Annotated in this window: 11 protein-coding genes; 7 read left to right on the top strand and 4 right to left on the bottom strand. The window is 62.8% G+C overall.

The features are described 5' to 3' along the window. Nucleotides 1–165: 165 nt before the first annotated feature. The 4 genes from ATN84_RS13075 to ATN84_RS26905 form a co-directional block, all read right to left on the bottom strand. The gene (locus tag ATN84_RS13075) at nucleotides 166–942 is read right to left on the bottom strand and encodes a DeoR/GlpR family DNA-binding transcription regulator (protein WP_068882101.1); all 777 of its coding nucleotides are present in this window, start codon (nucleotides 940–942) and stop codon (nucleotides 166–168) included. A 213-nt stretch (nucleotides 943–1155) separates the two neighbouring features. After that, the gene (locus ATN84_RS13070) at nucleotides 1156–1389 is read right to left on the bottom strand and encodes a hypothetical protein (protein ID WP_068882100.1); all 234 of its coding nucleotides are present in this window, start codon (nucleotides 1387–1389) and stop codon (nucleotides 1156–1158) included. A gap of 186 nt (nucleotides 1390–1575) precedes the next feature. Continuing rightward, on the bottom strand, nucleotides 1576–1929 hold the full coding sequence (locus ATN84_RS13065) for a hypothetical protein (RefSeq protein ID WP_068882099.1): 354 nt from the start codon (nucleotides 1927–1929) through the stop codon (nucleotides 1576–1578). A 264-nt stretch (nucleotides 1930–2193) separates the two neighbouring features. Next, entirely contained in the window at nucleotides 2194–2766 is a 573-nt protein-coding gene (locus ATN84_RS26905) for a hypothetical protein (RefSeq protein ID WP_153020231.1), read from the bottom strand. On the opposite strand from ATN84_RS26905, the gene ATN84_RS13055 reads away from it, so the two are divergent. From ATN84_RS13055 to ATN84_RS26900, 7 genes are all read left to right on the top strand, one after another. After that, on the top strand, nucleotides 2728–3453 hold the full coding sequence (locus tag ATN84_RS13055) for a 3-keto-5-aminohexanoate cleavage protein (RefSeq protein WP_068882097.1): 726 nt from the start codon (nucleotides 2728–2730) through the stop codon (nucleotides 3451–3453). The genes ATN84_RS26905 and ATN84_RS13055 overlap by 39 nt on opposite strands. Nucleotides 3454–3567: 114 nt before the next feature. Then, on the top strand, nucleotides 3568–4257 hold the full coding sequence (locus tag ATN84_RS13050; RefSeq protein WP_068882096.1) for a DUF2161 domain-containing phosphodiesterase: 690 nt from the start codon (nucleotides 3568–3570) through the stop codon (nucleotides 4255–4257). A 149-nt stretch (nucleotides 4258–4406) separates the two neighbouring features. Further along, complete coding sequence (locus ATN84_RS13045; RefSeq protein ID WP_068882095.1) at nucleotides 4407–5384, top strand: Bug family tripartite tricarboxylate transporter substrate binding protein; 978 nt, start codon at nucleotides 4407–4409, stop codon at nucleotides 5382–5384. Nucleotides 5385–5464: 80 nt separating this feature from the next. Continuing rightward, nucleotides 5465–5932: a tripartite tricarboxylate transporter TctB family protein gene (locus ATN84_RS13040; protein WP_068882094.1), complete on the top strand. Its 468-nt coding sequence runs from the start codon at nucleotides 5465–5467 to the stop codon at nucleotides 5930–5932. A gap of 4 nt (nucleotides 5933–5936) precedes the next feature. Beyond that, nucleotides 5937–7469, top strand: coding sequence for a tripartite tricarboxylate transporter permease (locus ATN84_RS13035; RefSeq protein ID WP_068882093.1), 1533 nt, complete (start codon nucleotides 5937–5939; stop codon nucleotides 7467–7469). Between the two features lie 210 nt (nucleotides 7470–7679). Then, nucleotides 7680–8030, top strand: coding sequence for a hypothetical protein (locus ATN84_RS13030; protein ID WP_068882092.1), 351 nt, complete (start codon nucleotides 7680–7682; stop codon nucleotides 8028–8030). Nucleotides 8031–8650: 620 nt separating this feature from the next. Further along, entirely contained in the window at nucleotides 8651–19630 is a 10980-nt protein-coding gene (locus ATN84_RS26900; RefSeq protein WP_068882091.1) for an autotransporter-associated beta strand repeat-containing protein, read from the top strand. The last annotated feature ends 43 nt before the right edge of the window (nucleotides 19631–19673 follow it).

Here is a 19673-nt window from a genome sequence, read left to right as displayed (position 1 = left end):
CTGAGAGCGGAAAACCGCTCTAACTCCTTGTTGCTCCATAAGCCTGCCGGATCATCGCTCCCCTCCTCGCAGGCTTACCCCTTTCTTTCGCAATGCAGCATTGCTCGCCAATACGAAAGCAGTTCTGATTATTTCGCAAATAATACGAATGTCAAACGAAAATGATTACGGAACCGGCGCGGGCGCGGTTTCGATGAGGCGAACCTTGAACTCCCGGCAGATTTCCCGGATGCCGGGATCTGGGCAGTAATCGGTGATGAAGGTATGAACCTGCGACAGGTGACCGATCCGCACCGGCGCCGTCCGCTCGAACTTGGTCGAGTCAGAGACGAGGATTACATGCCGCGCATTCGCGATGATTGCCTGCGCCACTTTCACCTCGCGGAAATCGAAATCAAGCAACGCACCATCGCGGTCGATCGCCGATGTGCCGATGACGGCGAAATCGACCTTGAACTGGCGGATGAAATCCACCGCCGCCTCGCCGACAATGCCGCCGTCGGAGCCGCGAACCACACCGCCGGCAATGACCACCTCCATCCCCTGATAGACACGCATCCTGTTGGCAACATTGATGTTATTGGTAATCACCATCAGTGCCTTGCGGTCAAGGAGCGCCTGACTGACGGCCTCCGTCGTGGTGCCGATATTGATGAAGAGAGACGCCCCGTCCGGAATGAGCTCGGCCGCGGCGGTGCCGATGGCTTCCTTCTCCTGCGCGGCGATCTGGCGGCGCGCCTCATATTGCAGGTTCTCGACACCGGAGGGATAGAGCGCGCCGCCATGGATACGCGTCAAAAGCTGCTGCTGGCAGAGATCGTTCAAGTCCTTGCGGATCGTCTGTGGCGTCACATTGAAGAGCGCCGCAAGATCATCGACCAGCACCCGCCCCCGCTCCTTGGCGAGCTCCAGAATTTCATTGTGTCGCGGCGTCAGATACATTTTCCCTCCGGCTTTCGTTTTCTTTCGGAGAATAGAGACGAAAACCGAAAAAGAAAATGCCCCTTCGCTCCATCGTCGGGAAGCCGCCTCACCGTCACCAGCCGGTTACTCAATCCCCGCGATCCCGCCCTTCATGGCGGATGACGGCGGCATAGGCGATGATCACCACGAGAATCGGCACGACGACGAAGGCGAGCAACCAGGTTCCGTCCATCAGCGGAGCCCTTTCAGTACCCGCGTGCCGAGGTAATGCAGGACCGCGGAGGCCATCAGCCAGCCCACCAGCCCCAGCATCAGCCTCGCATGGCTGATCGTGTTGTCGATGTTGTCGACATTGTAGAGATAGCCGGCAACGGGCGTTGCAATCCCCACCGTGAAACACGCCGTGGACGCACGATCCAACGCATTCGCCAGAAGCTTCGTGCGTTCATTGTTGACGATACTCATCGGGTTTACCATCAATCAGACAATAAATTTGGAAGTACGGCATAAAACATAGTCTTCACGAGTCCAGATATGAACTACTTCAAAAATTTCTTAAGAAAAATACTGGTGCTATTAATATGATTAAGTATTTTATCACAGGCCTCCTAAGATATTATTATCGCTCTTCGATGAGGTTCACGTCTCAGATCAGGCTCTATCAATGGCAAGGCAATCGGCCGGCGTCCTGGCGTTGATATGGTTGCTGCCGGCGTGGCCATGCATGGCGATGATGGCGAGATCGTCGCCTGCCCTTATCGGTCGTGTCCACCATCCGCCCTTCAGTGCCCAGCCCGACGCGATCGCGACCTCGATATCGCGACTATCCGGTCTCAGGACGGCGCTTTCATGGACAATGCGTGCGTTGGGAGAGCGCCTTGCCAGTTGCGCCCGCCCTTCGTCAAGCGCCAGATCCCGGTCGCCCGCTATGACCAGGCGATGAAAATAGTGCCGTGTCTTGCGGAATTGGGTGAGATAGGCAATTCGCACCTGATAGGCTGGCATAACGGTCTCCCAGAGGCTTGCCAAGCTGGTCGATATTTGTTTCGGCCTTTCTCGGCGCTTCACATAAAATGATTCCCAAATAGCCTTCCGCTGAGAATATGTGCAGTTCGGCGCGGCTGTTGCAAGGAATGCCTCTTCTTGATTCACAAGATGAAGCGTCCTTGCTACAGTGCTCCAAGGCGTTTTATGAAAAAATCCAAGCGATCGAATATGTCTCCATAAATAAAAGGCGGCATTTCCGCCGCCTTTTATTCACAAATTTCCTCACCATTTGACTTTGAATGCGATGTTACCTGATATGGTGTAGTTTTCGGCGAATTGTTCGAGGGTGGATTGTGCGGCGAGTTTGGCGAACATGCCGTATCGTCCGTCGTTCCAGTTGTAGGTTCCGCCGGCGCCGATCTCGGCCCAGACATTCTCCTTGGCAGTGGTGAAGCGCTCGCCGGAGACGCTCCATCTGGCGCGGCCGAGGAACTGGCGGTGCAGGCTGGCGTTGCCGTCGAGGTCAAGCGCGGCATAGGTGAGCTGCGCCTGCGGCGTCAGGAGCCAGTGATCGTCGAGCGCGACAATCGGCGATTTACGACTTGGCGCATAATAATATCTTTCAACATCGTAATTGCACTTGAGCAACGATTCAAAATGCTCTGCTATACGGCACGACACGGCAAATCCGAGAAAAACGGCAGAAGACGAATCGATCCCGACCTTTCTCCAGACGATTCGGCCGGCGAATTGCGATAACTCCAGCGAACTGTTCGCCCGCCACGGCGTTGCAGGAATTCCAGCAAGGAGGGGCAAATGTTGCTCGAGGTGGCATTGAACGGAAATCGCGATCACCCGGCAACGCCGCGCACGCCCGCGCAGATTGCCGCCGAAGCCCGTTCAGCGATAGAGGCAGGCGCCCAACTCCTTCATTTCCACCCCTATGATGCGCCCGGAAGAGAAACCTTCGACGCCGATGATTGCGCCCGGGCGATCAGGGCGGTTCGGGCAAGCTGCCCCGGCATTCCCATTTCGCTCAGCACCTCGGCCACCATCGAAGGCGATCCGGAGAAGCGTTTCCGCCAGATTGCCGCCTGGGATGAGATGCCCGATCTGGTTACAGCCAACCAGGGAGAAGACGGCATTATTGAGCTCTGCGAACTGTTGCTCTCCCGTGGTGTCGGCATCGAGGCGGGTCTCCTGAGCACAGAGGACGCACGGCTGTTCGTCGCCTCCGGGCTGGCGCCCCGCTGCCGGCGCGTGTTGATCGAGTCGCTCGAAACCGATCCCGCCGACGCGCTGCGCGACGCCGAGACGATGGAGCGCATCATTGTCGAAGCCGGCATCAGGCTCGAGCAGGTCCACCATGGCGAGGGCGTTGCCTCCTGGGCGGTGAATCGCCGCGCGGTCACGAGGGGACACGGGATCAGAACCGGACTGGAGGACACGCCTGTCCTGCCTGACGGACGGCAGGCCAGGGACAATGCGGAACTCATCGCGGCAGCGGCGGCAATTATCGCGCAGGCTTCGCAAGGAGCATAGCCCCCATCCATTGGCGGCTCGAAAAGCAAGGCCGTTTTCGCCCTTCCCAACCGGTATCCAGCTCATTTAAGGAAGGAATCGGGGCGAATCCCGGTAAAAGACAAAGGAACTGGTTTGGAAACGGCGCTCTACCTCCCGATCAAGCGCTTTCTCGAAACGGCGGGTTACAGCGTCAAGGGCGAGATCGAAGGCTGCGATATCGTCGCGCTCAGCGAGGACGAACCGCCCCTCGTCGTCATCTGCGAGCTCAAGCTGCGCTTCAACCTGGAGCTGATCCTGCAAGCGGTCGACAGAGCCGCCGCCAGCGATGAGGTCTGGCTTGCCGCGCGCGTCTCGGCGAAAGGCAAGGGACGTGAGGGCGATCGTCGTTTCCGCAATCTGTGCCGCCGCCTCGGCTTCGGCATGCTGGGCGTTTCGGACAATGGCCATGTCGATGTGATCGTCAGTCCGGATGCGCCGATGCCAAGGCGTAACACCCGGAAAAGATCGCGCCTCGTCGCCGAACACAGGCGCCGCAAGGGCGACCCGACATCCGGCGGCGGATCGCGTGCGCCCATCATGACGGCCTATCGCCAGCAGGCCCTTGCCTGCGCACAAGCCCTGCGCCATGGCCCTTTGCGCCCGCGCGATCTCCGACCCGCTACGCCCAATGCCGCCAAGATATTGCTGAACAACGTCTATGGCTGGTTCGAACGCGTCGATCGCGGCATTTATACCCTGACACCGGCAGGCGTGGAAGCCATCGAGCGATGGTGCCCGCAACTTGCGGACGACAGAAGCGCGGTCCTGTCCATTTCTGAATAATGATCAGAACCTGGCGGTTTTACTTCATCTGCACTGGATCACCCCAGGCGAATGCCCCTCCTCTATTGACGGCGGCGATGACGCCAGCTTACGCTGACCGCCAACAACGATATTCGATAAAGAATACGAACCAAGGAGGAGAATACCCCATGATTGGCAGACGCCTTTTCTGCAGCCTTGCGGCCGGTGCTGTCGCCGCCGTTTTCATGCCGGCGGCCGTGGCCCTAGCCGAATATCCCGATCGACCCATCACGCTGATCGTCCCATGGGGTGCAGGCGGCGGAACGGATTCCACCGCGCGTATCATCGGCTCGATCCTCCAGAAGGAACTGGGGCAGCCCGTGAATGTGGTCAATCGCACCGGCGGTTCGGGCGTCGTCGGCCATAGCGCGATCGCCGACGCCGACCCCGACGGCTACACACTCGGCATCGCGACCGTCGAAATCGGCATGATGCATTGGCAGGGACTGACGGAACTGACCTATGCGGATTACACCCCGCTCACCCTGATGAACGAGGATCCCGGCGCGGTCCAGGTCAGCGCCGATGCGCCCTGGGCGGATCTCCCGGCGCTCATCGAGGACATCAAGGCCAATCCCGGCAAGTACAAGGCGTCCGGAACAGGCCAGGGGGGCATCTGGCATCTCGCTATAGCCGGCCTTCTCTCAAAGCTCGGCGTTGATCCTTCCTCCGTGCCGTGGGTACCGAGCAATGGCGCTGCGCCCGGCCTGCAGGACCTGGTGGCGGGCGGCGTCTCCATTGTCCCCTGCTCCATTCCCGAAGCACGCTCGCTCCTGAGCGCCGGCCGCGTGAAATCGCTTGCCGTCATGTCGGAGGAGCGCAACGCCGCTTTCCCGGACATTCCGACCACCAAGGAAGCCGTAGGCGTCAGCTGGACGCTTGGTGCCTGGCGCGGCATCGTCGCGCCCAAAGGCCTGCCCGAGGCCGAGAGCGCAAAACTGATCGCGGCGCTGCAGAAGGTCTATGACAGCGAGGAGTACAAATCCTTCATGGCGAAGCAGGGCTTCGGCGTACGCTGGGCATCGGGCCAGGAATTCGCCGATTTCATGAAGGCCAGCGACGAGACGCTGGGCGAAGTCATGAAAGAGGTGGGCCTGGCCAAGTAGCTTCCGCCCCATCCGGAGTTCGCAGATCGCCGCATTTCTAGGATGCGGCGATCCAACATCCTTCGAACGCGGAGCTAGAGATGCGCTTCAACGATGCGGTACTTGGTGCGGTCCTGCTTGCCTTTTCGATCACGATCGGGCTCTGGGCGCGAAGCTTTCCGGCAATCCCCGGACAGGAATATGGCGCAGCCGTCTTCCCGACGCTGGTGGCCGTTGCGCTGGGAGGATGCGCGCTTCTGCTGATCCTGTCGGGCTTGCGGCAAGGCGGCGGCGTGCTTCTGTTCGAGGGATGGGCCCGCGCGCCCGGCGGATACGTCCGCATCCTGTGCACAATCGCACTGGTCATCTTCTATATCCTCGCCGCCAAGCCGCTCGGCTTTATCCCGACGATGACGGTGGTCCTGCTTTTCACACTGCGGATGCTCAAGACCGGCTGGCTGCCGGCTATCGCCGTCGCACTCGCCACGGCGATCGTGCTGCAATGGTCGTTCGGCAATTTCCTCCAGGTTCCCCTGCCCTGGGGTATCCTGTCGGCATGGAGGTTCTAAAGCGATGAGCACGATGGAAGCTGCATTCGGGCTCATCCTTCACTGGAACGTGCTTGCCACGATCATGGCCGCCGCACTGTTTGGCCTTTTTGTCGGCGCCATACCCGGCCTGACCGCGACGATGGCGATCGCCCTGCTCGTTCCAGTCACTTTTTTCATGGATCCGGTGCCCGCCGTCGGCGCGATGGTGGCCTGTTCCGCCATGGCGATCTTCGCCGGTGATATACCGGGCACGCTCCTGCGCATTCCGGGCACGCCCGCCTCCGCGGCCTATACCAACGAAGCCTTCCGTATGACACAGAAGGGCGAGGCGGAGCGCGCACTTGGCGCCAACCTCCTGTTTTCGGCCGTCGGCGGCCTCTTCGGCACGCTCGTGCTGATGTTCACCGCGCCCTGGCTCGCCGAAATCGCCCTGAAATTTTCCTCCTTCGAATATTTCTGGATGGCGCTGCTGGGGCTGACCTGCGCCGCATTCATCGGGGCGAGCGCACCGGTGAAAGGCCTGATCAGCCTGCTGATCGGCCTCTTCGTTGCAACGATCGGCCTGAACAATCCCGCCGGCGTCCCGCGCTTTGCCTTCGGCAATGCCAATCTCATGGGAGGCATTGACTTCATTTCGGCCATGATCGGCCTTTTCGCCGTTTCCGAAGTCTTGCGGACCGTGGCCGGCGGCGCACGCCAGGCGCCGATGGTCCAAGCCTCCATCGGCAATCTGTTCAGGGGCTGGGGTCGGTTGCTCAAGACCTATTGGCGCCAGCAGTTGCGTGGCAATATTCTCGGCACGGCCATCGGCGTGCTGCCCGGTTCAGGCGCCGATATCGCCGCCTGGGTTTCCTATGCCATCAGCCGCCGTTTCTCGAAAACGCCTGAAAAGTTCGGAACCGGTCATCTCGAAGGCATCGTCGAATCCACCTCGGCCAACAACTCCTCCCTCGCCGGAGCATGGGTCCCGGCCCTGGTGTTCGGCATCCCCGGGGATTCCATCACGGCGGTCGTGATCGGCGTTCTCTATGTCAAGGGTCTCAATCCGGGGCCGACCCTGTTCCTGACCGATCCGCAGACGATCTACGCCGTCTTTCTCATCTTCATCCTCGCCAACCTGATTATGATTCCCTTCGGGTGGGGCACGATCAAGCTCGCCAAGCAGATCCTCCGCGTGCCGTCCAAGATGCTGATGCCGATCATCCTCGCCTTCTGCATCGTCGGTGCATTCGCAACCAACAACACCGTTTTCAACGTATCGGTGATGCTGGTGTTCGGCGTCCTCGGCTTCGTGATGGAAGAAAACGAGATTCCCATCGCGCCCTGCATTCTCGGCATCGTCCTCGGCCCCATGCTGGAGCAGAATTTCGTAACGTCGATGATCAAGGCCGACGGCAGCTTCCTCGGCTTCTTCGAGCGGCCGATCGCCGCTTCGCTCGGCGTCGTGACCCTGCTGATCTGGAGCTGGTCCCTCGCCTCCTATCTCCTCGCTCGGCAGCGAAGCCCTCACGCCGCCGATGTGCAGGCGGCAGGCCGCGGGCCTACGAAGCCATGAGCACAAACCCATGAGATTGCCGCGGGGTTCGTGTTCCAGAGAACCCCGGCCAGAGCCCTCCGTTTCCGACCAGGAGCACACCTGTAATTATCTGTATCCGACTGGAACCATTTCTATCGGAATCCAGTTGCCCATGGATCGATATTTGCTCCGAAGATCACTCCAACCGGACGCAAGTATCGGAAGATACCACTAGAAAGGGGCCAAGCCATGAAACCGAGCTCACAGCTTGCGGTCGCCTCGGTAATTCTCCTGTTTTCGGGCGGCGTCGCCGCGGCCGAATGCGTCGACACGACCACTACTGCACCCGACAGCACCGCGACGGCGGAAATCGCCAAGGACGGCAGCAAGGCGCCGCTTGAAAAGCAGAACGACGATGCGGCAAGGCATGCTGACACCAATGCCGTGCAAAAGAGCGGACAAACGATGCCCCTGGCGCCCCAGCATGGCGGTGAGGACAAGGATCTCGCCGCGTCACGGCAGGATGCTGAAGCTCAGCAGCAAGGCGATAAGACGGCTGCAGCACAAGCTCAACCCCGCAAGGACGCCTGCGCGGAATAAAGCACGTCCAGGAAAAGCGAGGCAGTTTTCCCGGGAGAAACAGAAACCTGTTTTCCCGGGAAAAGCAGGAACCGCTTTGTCCGGTGAACACGTGCAAACACAAAGGCTGGAGTTCAGACTGAAATGGAAACGCTGGCCGACGGTATTCGCTTTGTCCTCCTGCCGCCATTCTCGGGACAAGCATGAGAATGACGGCAAAGAGCGTGTGGGCGGTTCTACCAGAGCAAGAACCGCTATAGTCTGGTTCCCGATCCCATTAAGACAGGGATCACTCTAATACTTAGGCAGACGCAAACAGCCCATACCGTTTGCTCTACGCCACTCTTGCGAAACAGATTTACCGTCATGGCATCGTATATAGCGCGCCCTTTATCCCATCTATTATTTCTGACCAGCGCCGTTTCACAATAAGAACCACGATGGCAATTACAGATATATTCAGCATAAATGGATATAGAGTCAAATTTATAATGAAATTTCTGAATATTAAGGTTGTGCAAGATAATTTTCCAGTATAGCCATTCTGAAAAAATGTTCTTTTTACGATTCGACATGTGATTCGAGTGTCAATCGAGTGAAGTTTATACGATCTATAAGCGGCGGCACTATGCGAGGGGATGATGCGGCATATCATCGGGGCTCCGATCGGCAATAGCATTGACATCAATCGACTTCTTCTGAAAAACAACCTGTCCCGATCCGGCAGGCAGGTTGCCGTTTCTTCGTCGAAACGCAGCAATATCGCGCGTTTCTTCCGCGCGGCACTGGCGACGACATCGGCTCTGGCGCTCGCGCAGGCTATGATGGCAATGGCGCACAGGCCGGCCACGGCGCAGACGATAACGAAGGACTGGAGTGGGACCGCAGCGCAGAACGATTGGACTGCTGGCGGCAACTGGAGCCCCGCCGGACCGCCGGGAACTAGCGATGTCGTGGGCTTCAGTTCGCTGCTCACCCGCGAGGCGATCATCGGGTTCAACAACACCACCACGGCTGTCACGATCAACAGTCTCATCATGGCCTATCAGACGTCCAGTGGACAGGGCCAGATCAGGATTCTGGGCGGTAGCACCCTGACGACCAATGCCGATCTCATGGTCGGTCGGGGAGATAATCAGACGGCCAAGCTCTTCGTTGATAACGGCAAACTGATCACGAAAGGGAATGCTTATCTCGGTAGTGCGGTAGGCGGAGGGACGGTCACGGTCTCCGGCGGATCGGACTGGACGATCGACGGAACCCTGAACTTAGCGGCCGAAGGGCTGCTGAGTGCAGCAAAGAAAGCGGCTTCGCTCGGCACCGTCACTGTGACAGGCGCTGGAAGCACCATGAATATCGGCGCCGGCGCTGCTCCCAACACCATTACCCTGAACGTCGGCCAATTCGGCAGGGGCACGTTCAACATCGAAGACCAAGCGATAGTGACGCATGCTGGTAACCTTACGGTTGGAAACCAGCCCGGCAGCAACGGCATTTTGAAAATTGCCGGCGGCGGTCAGTTGACAACGAGCGGAACCGCATGGATCTCCGGACAGCCACAGAGTGCGACCGGGACAGGCACCGTGACCGTCTCAGGAAAAGCCGCGAGCGGAACCGCGTCGCAATGGACTGTCGGTGGTCCGCTTTATGTCGGCAATGCCGGCAAGGGCACGCTTAATATCGATAGCGGCGGTGTGGTGACGGCGCAGAGCGGTGCATGGGTCTCACAAGACCCAGTCTTCCCTTCCGATGGTACCCTCAACATCAGCTCGAACGGTGTCTTGGAGACGACATATCTCAAGAAAGGCAGCGGCGTCGCGCAGGTCAACATCAATGGCGGCATTCTGAAAGCGCTCGCTGACGATACCGCGACGCAACGTTTCATCACAGGCTTCACGGGCACCGAATTCGCCATCGGCGCGAACGGCATGACTGTTGACAGCAATGGTTTCGCCGTCACCTCCACTTCAGGCTTCTCCGGCTCCGGCGCGCTGACGAAGATCGGTGCCGGCAATCTGACGCTGACCGGCGCCAACACCTTTACCGGCAACACGACCGTCAATGGCGGCACCCTGACTCTCAATAGCGCTTCTGTTACGCCAGGAAACCTTTTCGTCGGAAACACTTCCGGCGCCTCGGGCAACCTGATGATCGAGAACGGCAGCACCGTGACCAACAGCGGCTATGTGCGTATCGCGGAAGGCACGGGAACGACGGGCGTCGTGACGATAAAGGGCGGCTCGACCTGGACAATCAACAGCAACATCGCGCTCATCGTCGGCAACAGCGGCGACGGCACGCTCAACATTGATGGCGCCGGCACGTCGGTCACCACGACCAACGGCGGCTACACCCATATCGGCACGGGTGCCGGGAACGGCAAGGGCGCGCTCAACATCACCGGCGGCGGCACGCTGACGACAGCAGGTGATGCGTCGATTGCCGGGGCTACTGGCAGCACCGGCACGGTGACTGTGGATGGCAACGGCTCCTCATGGGAGATGGCGAACCTCAACATCAGCGTGAACGGCTCCGGGTCGAACACGCCGAAGTCGAACGGATCGCTGACAGTTTCCAATCAAGCGACCGTCACGACGAAGACGGGCGGCGTTGTCATCGGCGATTACGGTATCGGCTCCATCGATATCAAGAGCGGCGGCAAGCTCGATACCGCGGCCGTGTCGACGATCGGCAACTTCCCCTCGGGCGAGGGAACGGTGACGATCGACGGCCTCGGCTCGAAGTGGACCAGCGCGTCCAATATCGGCATCGCCAATGCCGGCAAGGGCACTCTTATCATCCAGAACAAGGGCGAGGCGGTCGTAACCAGCGGCTATACCTCCGTCGGCGATCGCGCAGCCGGCACGCTCAACCTGTTGAGCGGCGGCAGGCTGACCTCGACCGGCGACGCCTTTCTCGGCGGCAATCAGGTGAATTTGGCCTATGGCGGCGGCGGAACCGGCACCGTGCTGGTCTCGGGCACGGCTTCGCTGTGGAACATAACAGGCGCGCTTTATGCCGGCTATAATGGAGCCGGAGCCAAGGGTGATCTGACGATCGATGACCAGGGCGAAGTCACGGTAGGCGGTGCTCTTACGGTCGGCAATATCGCCAACGGCACCCAGACGAACTCTGTGACCATAACGGACGGCGGCACCTTAACCACCGGAAGCGGTCTCTCCACCATTGCCCATGCTGCGGGATCGAAGGGCGCGGTGACCGTCACCGGCGCCGATTCCAGCTGGACGACTGGCGGCGATCTGCGTGTCGGCAATTCCGGCAACGGGACGCTCGATATCGATGGGGGCAAAGTGACGGTCGGCGGCAACATGACCGTTGCCGATGCCGATGCCGCCGCTTCGACCAGCCGCATGACGATCAAAAACGGCGGCTCGCTGACGACCAATTATCTCGGCATCGGCGCGAAGAACAACGCCGACGGCACGCTGGAGGTCTTGAGCGGCGGCACGCTGGCGAGCAACACCACCGCCCGTCTCGGCGATGCGGCGGGATCGAAGGGACAGGCGACCGTTTCGGGAAAGGATACCGGCGGTGCAGTCTCACACTGGACGATCGGCCAGACACTGACGGTCGGCAATGCCGGTACGGGTTCGCTTACGATAGAGGATGGCGGTATCGTGACCGCCACCGGCGGCGTGACCTTGTCCGGCAGTGGCGCCGGCTCCGGCACGCTGGCGGTGAATGGCGGCGCCAGCGGCGCTGGTGTTCTGGAAACCGTGTCGCTGGCGAAGGGCGCCGGCACCGGCGCCACGAAAGCCACCTTTGACGGTGGCATTTTGCGAGCGACGGGTCCGAGCGCGAACTTCATCTCAGGTTTCACGGGGACGCAGTTCGAGATCGCGTCCGGCGGGATGACGGTTGACACGAACGGGTTCGATGTCGCGACGGCGGCGGCGAACGTGCTTTCGGGCGCGGGCGCGCTGACGAAGGTCGGGGCGGGGACGCTGACGCTTTCGGGCGGCAATAATTTTTCGGGCGGCACGACGGTGAATGGCGGGACGGTGACGGCGGGGGCCGCGGGGACGGCGTTCGGCACCGGGCTTTTGACGGTGACGGGTCCGGGGGCGGCAGCGCTCAACGGTTTCAATACGACGGTCGCCGGCATCACCGGCAACGGCGCGGTTTCGCTGGGTTCGGGCACGCTGACGTCGGCCTATTCGGGCAGCGCCACGACAAGCTATTCGGGCGTGATGTCGGGGACGGGCGGCTTTGTGAAGTCAGGCAGCGGCACGCAGGTGCTGTCGGGGGCCAACAGCTATACGGGTGCGACGACGATTTCGGGCGGCACGCTACAGGTCGACGGCAACCAGTCGGCGGCGACGGGGCTGACGACGGTCGCCTCAGGCGCGACGCTTTCCGGCTCGGGCACGCTCGGCGGCGGTGTCGATGTCGCCTCCGGCGGCACGCTGGTGTCGCAGAACGACGCGACGCTCGGACCGCTCGCGCTCAATATCAACGGCAATCTCACCCTCACCTCGGGGGCCAATCTCAATTACACCTTCGGCGCCACGCCCAGCGCCGATCCCGACGGCCTTCTGATCGATGTCGGCGGCGACGTCGATCTCGGTGGCGCCACGCTCAACGTCTCGGGCTCGGGCTTCGATCCCGGCGGCGTTTACGGCCTGATCGAATATACCGGCATGCGGAGCGGCAATCTGGTGGCGGGAACGATCCCGTCCGGCCTCTATGTGCAGACGGCGATGGCCGGCCGCATCAATCTCGTCAACACCAACGGGCTTGGCGCCTTCAGCTTCTGGGACGGCGACGGCAATGCCGGCAACGGCACAATCGACGGCGGCGACGGCGTGTGGCAGGGCGACGCGTTCAATGCCAACCAGAACTGGCTGGAGGCCACCGGCACGACCAACGGCACCTTCAGGGGCGGCCCCGCCATCTTCGGCGGCACCGGCGGCACGGTCAAGGTGGACAACAGCCTGGGCGCGATCGTCGTCTCCAGCATGCAGTTCATGTCCGACGGCTATGTCCTCGACGGCCTGACGGCGAGCGACATGATCACGCTCACCCCCGCGACCGGCAGCCAGGTCGAGATCGCGGTCGGCGACAAGAACAGCGTCCCCTATACCACGACCATCAATGCCGGGCTCACAGGCACGGCCGAGCTCGTCAAGACCGATGCCGGCACGTTGGTGCTGACCAATGCCGGCAACAGCTACACCGGCGGCACCCGCATCGAGGACGGCATCGTGCAGATCTCCTCGGATGGCAATCTGGGCAGGAGCGCCAGCGGTCAGCTGGACACGGCGCTGACGCTTGCCAGCTCCGCGAACGAGGTCGCGACGCTGCAGAATACGCAGGCCATCTCCACCACGCGCCAGGTGACGCTGGAGGGGACAGGCGGCACCTTCCAGACCGATGCCGCCCTGACGCTCGGCGGCGATGTCGGGGGCGCTGGCGCGCTGACCAAGACCGGCGCCGGCAATCTGACGCTCAATGGCGCCAACAGCTATGGCGGCGGGACGATAGTGGAAGCAGGCACGCTGACCGCCGGTTCCGATACCGCCTTCGGCGCGGCGACAGGCGCTTTGACCGTCAATGGCGGCACCGCCGATTTGAACGGCCATTCGATGACGCTCGCCGGCCTTGCCGGCTCCGGCGGCACGGTCAAGCTGGGCGACGCCACGTCAGGCGCCTCGACGCTGACGCTGAACCAGGCCGGCAATTCGGCCTATGCCGGCAATGTCACCGGCACGGGTTCGCTGGTGAAGAACGGCGCCGGCAATCTGACGCTGTCAGGCGCCAACACCTTCTCCGGCGGGCTGACGCTCGGCGGCGGCGGGGTCACCGCCGGTTCCGACACCGCCTTCGGTACGGGCGTATTGACCGTCAATGGCGGCACCGCCGATCTCGCCGGCCATTCGATGACGCTCGCAGGCCTTGCCGGCTCCGGCGGCGCGGTCAAGCTGGGCGACGCCACATCAGGTGCCTCGACGCTGACACTCAACCAGGCCGGCAATTCGGCCTATGCCGGCAATGTCACCGGCACGGGTTCGCTGGTGAAGAACGGCGCCGGCAATCTGACGCTGTCAGGCGCCAACACCTTCTCCGGCGGGCTCACCATCACCGCCGGAACGCTGACCGCCGGCTCGGCCACCGCCTTCGGCGCGACGTCAAACGTTTTGACCGTCAATGGCGGCACCGCCGATCTCGCCACCTATTCGATGACGCTCGCCGGCCTCAAGGGCACCGGCGGCATCGTCGATCTCGGTACGGGCACGCTGACCCTCGACCAGGCCATCGACACCGCCTATGCCGGCAAGATCACCGGCGCGGGTGCGCTGAAGAAGGCCGGCGCCGGCACGCTGACGCTCTCCGGGTCGAACGATTTCACGGGGGGGCTGACCGTCAACAATGGCGATGTTCTCGCCGGCTCCGGCTCCGCCTTCGGCAAGGGCGCGCTCACCGTCAATGCCGGCACCGCCGATTTCGACGGCCATTCCATGACGCTCACCTCCCTTTCCGGCAATGGCGGCAATGTCAAGCTGGGCAGCGCCACGCTGACCCTCGACCAGACGACGACCACCACCGCGCACGCAATCATCTCCGGCTCGGGCGGCCTCACCATGAACGGCTCGGGCACGCTGACGCTCGCCGGCGCCAACATTTTCACCGGACCTTTGACGGTCGCCGCCGGCACAGTCAAGGCCGGCAATGCTACTGCCTTCGGCAAGGGCATTCTCACCGTCAATGGCGGCACCGCCGATCTTAACGGCAACGCCATGACCCTCGCAGGCCTCGCCGGCTCCGGCGGCACTGTCAAGCTCGGAACCGAGACGCTGACCCTCGACCAGACGGCGACCACCAGCTATGCCGGCCAGATCACCGGTTCCGGCGGCCTCGTCATGGACGGCGCCGGCCAGCTGACGCTTTCCGGCAACAATCTGTTCTCCGGCGGACTCACCGTCAAAGCCGGGACCGTCAAGGCCGGCTCGGCCACCGCCTTCGGCGCGGCGACGAGCCTTCTCACCGTCGATGGCGGCGTCGCCGATCTTAACGGTAATTCCATGAGCTTTGCAGGCCTTGCCGGCACCGGCGGCGAGGTCAAGACAGGCGGCGCCACGCTGACCCTCAAACCCTCCGGCGAGACCAGCTATGCCGGCCGGATCACCGGTTCCGGTGGCCTCACACTCAACGGCGCCGGCAAGCAGGTGCTCACGGGCGCCAGCACCTATGCCGGCGCGACCAATGTCAACAAGGGCACGTTGCAGGTCAACGGCTCGATCACCTCGGCCACGACCGTCACCGGCGCCGACAGCGTGCTCGCCGGCAGCGGCAGCACCGGCGCAGTGTCGGTGGTGAGTGGCGGCACGCTACTTTCCTATGACGACGATGCCGACGGCCGGAACCGGCTGACGATCAACGGCAAGCTGACCGTCGATGCCGCGAGTTTCCTGCAATATGATTACGGCCACACGCCCGCGCTCGACCCTGACGTGCTGATGGTCAAGGTCAATGGCGATGTCGATCTCAACGGCACCGTCAACGTCACCAACACCTCCGGCGACGGCTTCGGCCCCGGTGTCTACGGCATCATCGAATATTCCCGCAACCGGACGGGCACGCTCAAGGCGGGCAGCACGCTCGCCCCCTTCGGCCTCACCCTGCAGCAGGGGGTGATCACCGGCGAGATCAACCTCGTCAATCTCGGCACCGGCGAACGCAACTGGTGGGATCCGCACGGCACGCCCGGCTCCATCAAGGGCGGCGACGGCATCTGGACCATGGCCCGGACCGGCGGCGAGGCCGCCAACTGGGCCGATACCGACGGCAACAACAACGGCCATTACGAGCAGACATTCTTTGCCGTCTTCGGCGGAACGCCCGGCACGGTGCAGGTGGATGGCGGCGTCACCACCCCCGGCATGCAGTTCCTCGTCGACGGCTATACAATCCAGGGCGATCCGATCACCCTGGCCAATCCGACCGGCGTCGAGAACACGACGCCCGGCCAGACCTCCATCGTCGTCGGCAACCGTTCCGGCAACTCCAATTCCCATGTCGTCACCATCGCTTCCGTCCTGCAGGGCTCCGACATGCTGGTCAAGGAGGATGTCGGCACGCTGGTGCTTTCCCGCATCAACACCTATTCCGGCGGCACCCTCATCGACGACGGCACGCTGCAGATCGCCGACGACCGCAATCTCGGCGCCCTCACCACCGCCCTCACCTTCGACGGCACCGCCTATGTGGCCGCCACGCTGAAGAACACCCAGGCCATCGCCATGACCCGTCCGGTGACCCTCAACGGGGCCGGCGGCACCTTCGAGACCGATGCCGACCTGACGCTCAGCGGCACAGTCCACGGCGCTGGCGCCCTCACCAAGACGGGGACCGCGACCCTGACGCTCAACGGCGACAACCAATATGCCGGCGGCACATTCATCAATGCCGGCACCGTCTCGGTCTCGGCCGATAAGAACCTCGGTGCCGTCAACACCGGCATCACCCTCGACGGCGGCACGCTTAAGAACACCGCCGCCTTCACCACCTCGGCGCGCACCGTCACCGTCAATGCTGGCGGCGGCGCCTTCGAGACCGATGCCGACCTGACGCTTGCAGGCGTGATCCGCGGCCCGGCGACCGGCCAGACAGGCCCGCTCGAGAAGAAGGGCGCCGGCAGGCTGATCCTCACCGCCGACAGCAATGATTACACCGCCACCATGACCGTCAGCCAGGGCGAGCTCGTCTTCGGCAATGCCAGCAATGGCGGCGGCACCGCCGGCTCGATCGCTGGCCCGATCGTCAACAACGCCGCCCTCTCCTTCGACCGCTCCAATGCCTTCACCTATGCCGGCCTCATCTCCGGCACCGGCACGGTGACGCAAAAGGGCAGCGGCGAGACCACGCTCACCGGCAAGAACAGCTACAAGGGGAGCACCACGGTCCGGTCCGGCACGCTGATCGTCAATGGCGACCAGTCGGCGGCGACCGGCGACACCTTGGTGCAAAGCGGCGCCACGCTGCGCGGCAAGGGTACCATCGGCGGCGACGTCACCGTCGCGTCGGGCGGCGCGCTCACCGCACAGGACGAGACCGGCCTTGGCGCCAGCGCGCTCACCATCAACGGCGATCTGTCGCTCAATCCCGGCGCCGACCTCAACTACAATTACGGCACCTCGCCCAATGGCGACCATGACGCCCTGATGATCCAGGTCGGCGGCAAGCTCGACCTGAACGGCACCCTCAACGTCACCAACACCTCCGGTCAGGATTTCGAGGTCGGCGTTTACGGCCTCATCCGCTATTCCGGCGCGCTTTCCGGCGCGGGCCTCACCCTCGGCGCCATGCCCGGCAGCGATTTCCTGGTGCAGACCTCCGTCGACGGCCGCATCAACCTCGCCTATACCGCCGGTCAGACGCTGAACTTCTGGGACGGCGGCCAGATGACCCCCGACGGCAAGGTCGAGGGCGGCAGCGGCACCTGGCAGGCCGCCCCCGGCAGCACCAACTGGACCATCCATGACGGCAGCGTCCATGCCGGCTATGCCGACGACAGCGTCCCCGTCTTCATGGGCACATCAGGCACCGTCACCGTCGACGACAGCCTCGGCGCCATCCGCGTCGCCGGCATGCAGTTCGCCGTCTCCGGCTATACCGTTGAAGGCGACGCCATTGAGCTCACCTCCGGGCGCACCGGCATCCGCGTCGGCGAGCACAGCCACGACAGCCGCACCTTTACCGCAACCATCGCATCCGAGCTGACCGGCGCCGGCCAGCTCGCCAAGACCGATCTCGGCACGCTCATCCTCACCGGCGCCAACAGCTATACCGGCGGCACGCTGATCGATGCCGGCACGCTGCAGATAGCGAAGGACCAGAACCTCGGCGCCGCCGGCACCGGGCTCGCCCTCGACGGCGGCACGCTCCAGAACACCGAGGCAATGAGCTCGTCGCGCAACGTCACCCTCGACGCCAATGGCGGCACGTTCCAGACCGACAAGGACCTGACGCTCGCAGGCCGCCTCACCGGCAGCGGTTCGCTCACCAAGACGGGCGCGGCCACGCTGCTCCTCTCCGGCACCAGCACCTATTCAGGCGCCACTTTCGTCAAGTCGGGCACGCTCGCCGCCGGCCGCGCCGGCTCCTTCAGCTCCGCCTCCGCCTTCGATCTCGCCGCCGGCGGCACCCTCGATCTCAAGGGCTACGACCAAGGCATCGGGGCGCTCGTCAATGCCGGCACGGTCAAGCTCGCCGGCAGCATCCCCGGCGCCACCCTCACCGTCAACGGCGATTATACGGGCAAGGACGGCGGCACCGTCGCCCTCTCCACCAGGCTCGAAGGCGACGATTCCAAAACCGACCGCCTGGTCGTCAAGGGCGCCACATCAGGCTCGACCACCCTTGCCGTGACCAATGCCGGCGGCGGCGGCGCGCAGACCGAGAAGGGCATCAAGCTCGTCGAGGTCGACGGCGCCTCCAACGCCACCTTCGCCCTTCAAGGCGACTATCTCTTCCAGGGCGACCAGGCGCTGGTCGCCGGCGCCTATGCCTATAGGCTCTTCCAGAACGGCATCGACACCAATGACGGCGACTGGTATCTGCGCTCCAGCCTGCTCGAAGGCGACATCCCGCAGTTCCAGGCCGGCGTCCCCGTCTACGAGGCCTATGCCGGCGTTCTGCAGAGCTTCAACCAGTTCGACACGCTGCAGAGCCGCCTCGGCAACCGCTCCTGGACCATCGAGGCCCAGGGCGCCGACGGCCTCTCCGAGGAGGTTGCCCCCGAACAGGGCGCGGGGGGCCAGAGCCTCGGCGTCTGGGGCAACATCGAGGCCTCCGCCCACCGCTACCGCCCCGAACGCTCGACCAGCGATACCGACTATGACGCCGCCGTCTGGAAGATGGAGGCCGGTATCGACGGCCAGCTCCACGAGACCGAAGCCGGCCGGCTGATCGGCGGTGCGAGCCTCCATTACGGCACCATCGCCGCCGACATCTTCTCACCGCACGGTGAAGGCAAGATCGACACCACCGGCTACGGCATCGCCGGCACGCTCACCTGGTACGGCAGTAACGGCTTCTATCTCGACGGCCAGGCCAAGGTCACCTGGTATGACAGCGATCTCTCCTCCGCCACCGCCGGCCAGAGCCTCGTATCCGGCAATGACGGTCTCGGCTACGGCCTCTCCATCGAAGCCGGCAAGCGCATCCCCGTCCGCCCCGACTGGTTCGTCACCCCACAGGCCCAGCTCGCCTGGTCGCGCGTCGATTTCGACGGCTTCTCCGACGGCTTCGACGCAACCGTCACCCTGAATGACGGCGACAGCGTCATCGCCCGCATGGGCCTCGCCGTCGACCATGAGAACCAATGGCAGGACCAGGCCGGCCAGACCCGCCGCATCCATGCCTATGGCATCGCAAACCTCTATTACGACTTCGACAGCGGCACCACCATCGACGTCGCCTCAACCCCCTTCACCACAAGGAACGAACCGCTCTGGGCCGGCATCGGCCTCGGCGGATCCTACAACTGGAACGACGACAAATTCTCAATCTACGGACAAGCCCTCGCCAAAACATCCCTCGATAACTTCGCCGACAGCAACGTAATCTCAGGCAACATCGGCATCAGGGTCAAATGGTGAGGGAGAGAGACATGGTCCTGGACACCGGTCTTCTAAACCGGTG

It is taken from the genome of Paramesorhizobium deserti (assembly GCF_001558695.1).
In the GTDB taxonomy this organism is placed as follows: domain Bacteria; phylum Pseudomonadota; class Alphaproteobacteria; order Rhizobiales; family Rhizobiaceae; genus Paramesorhizobium; species Paramesorhizobium deserti.
Note: the sequence above shows the minus strand (reverse complement) of the source record. Positions and strands in the feature narration are given on the sequence as shown.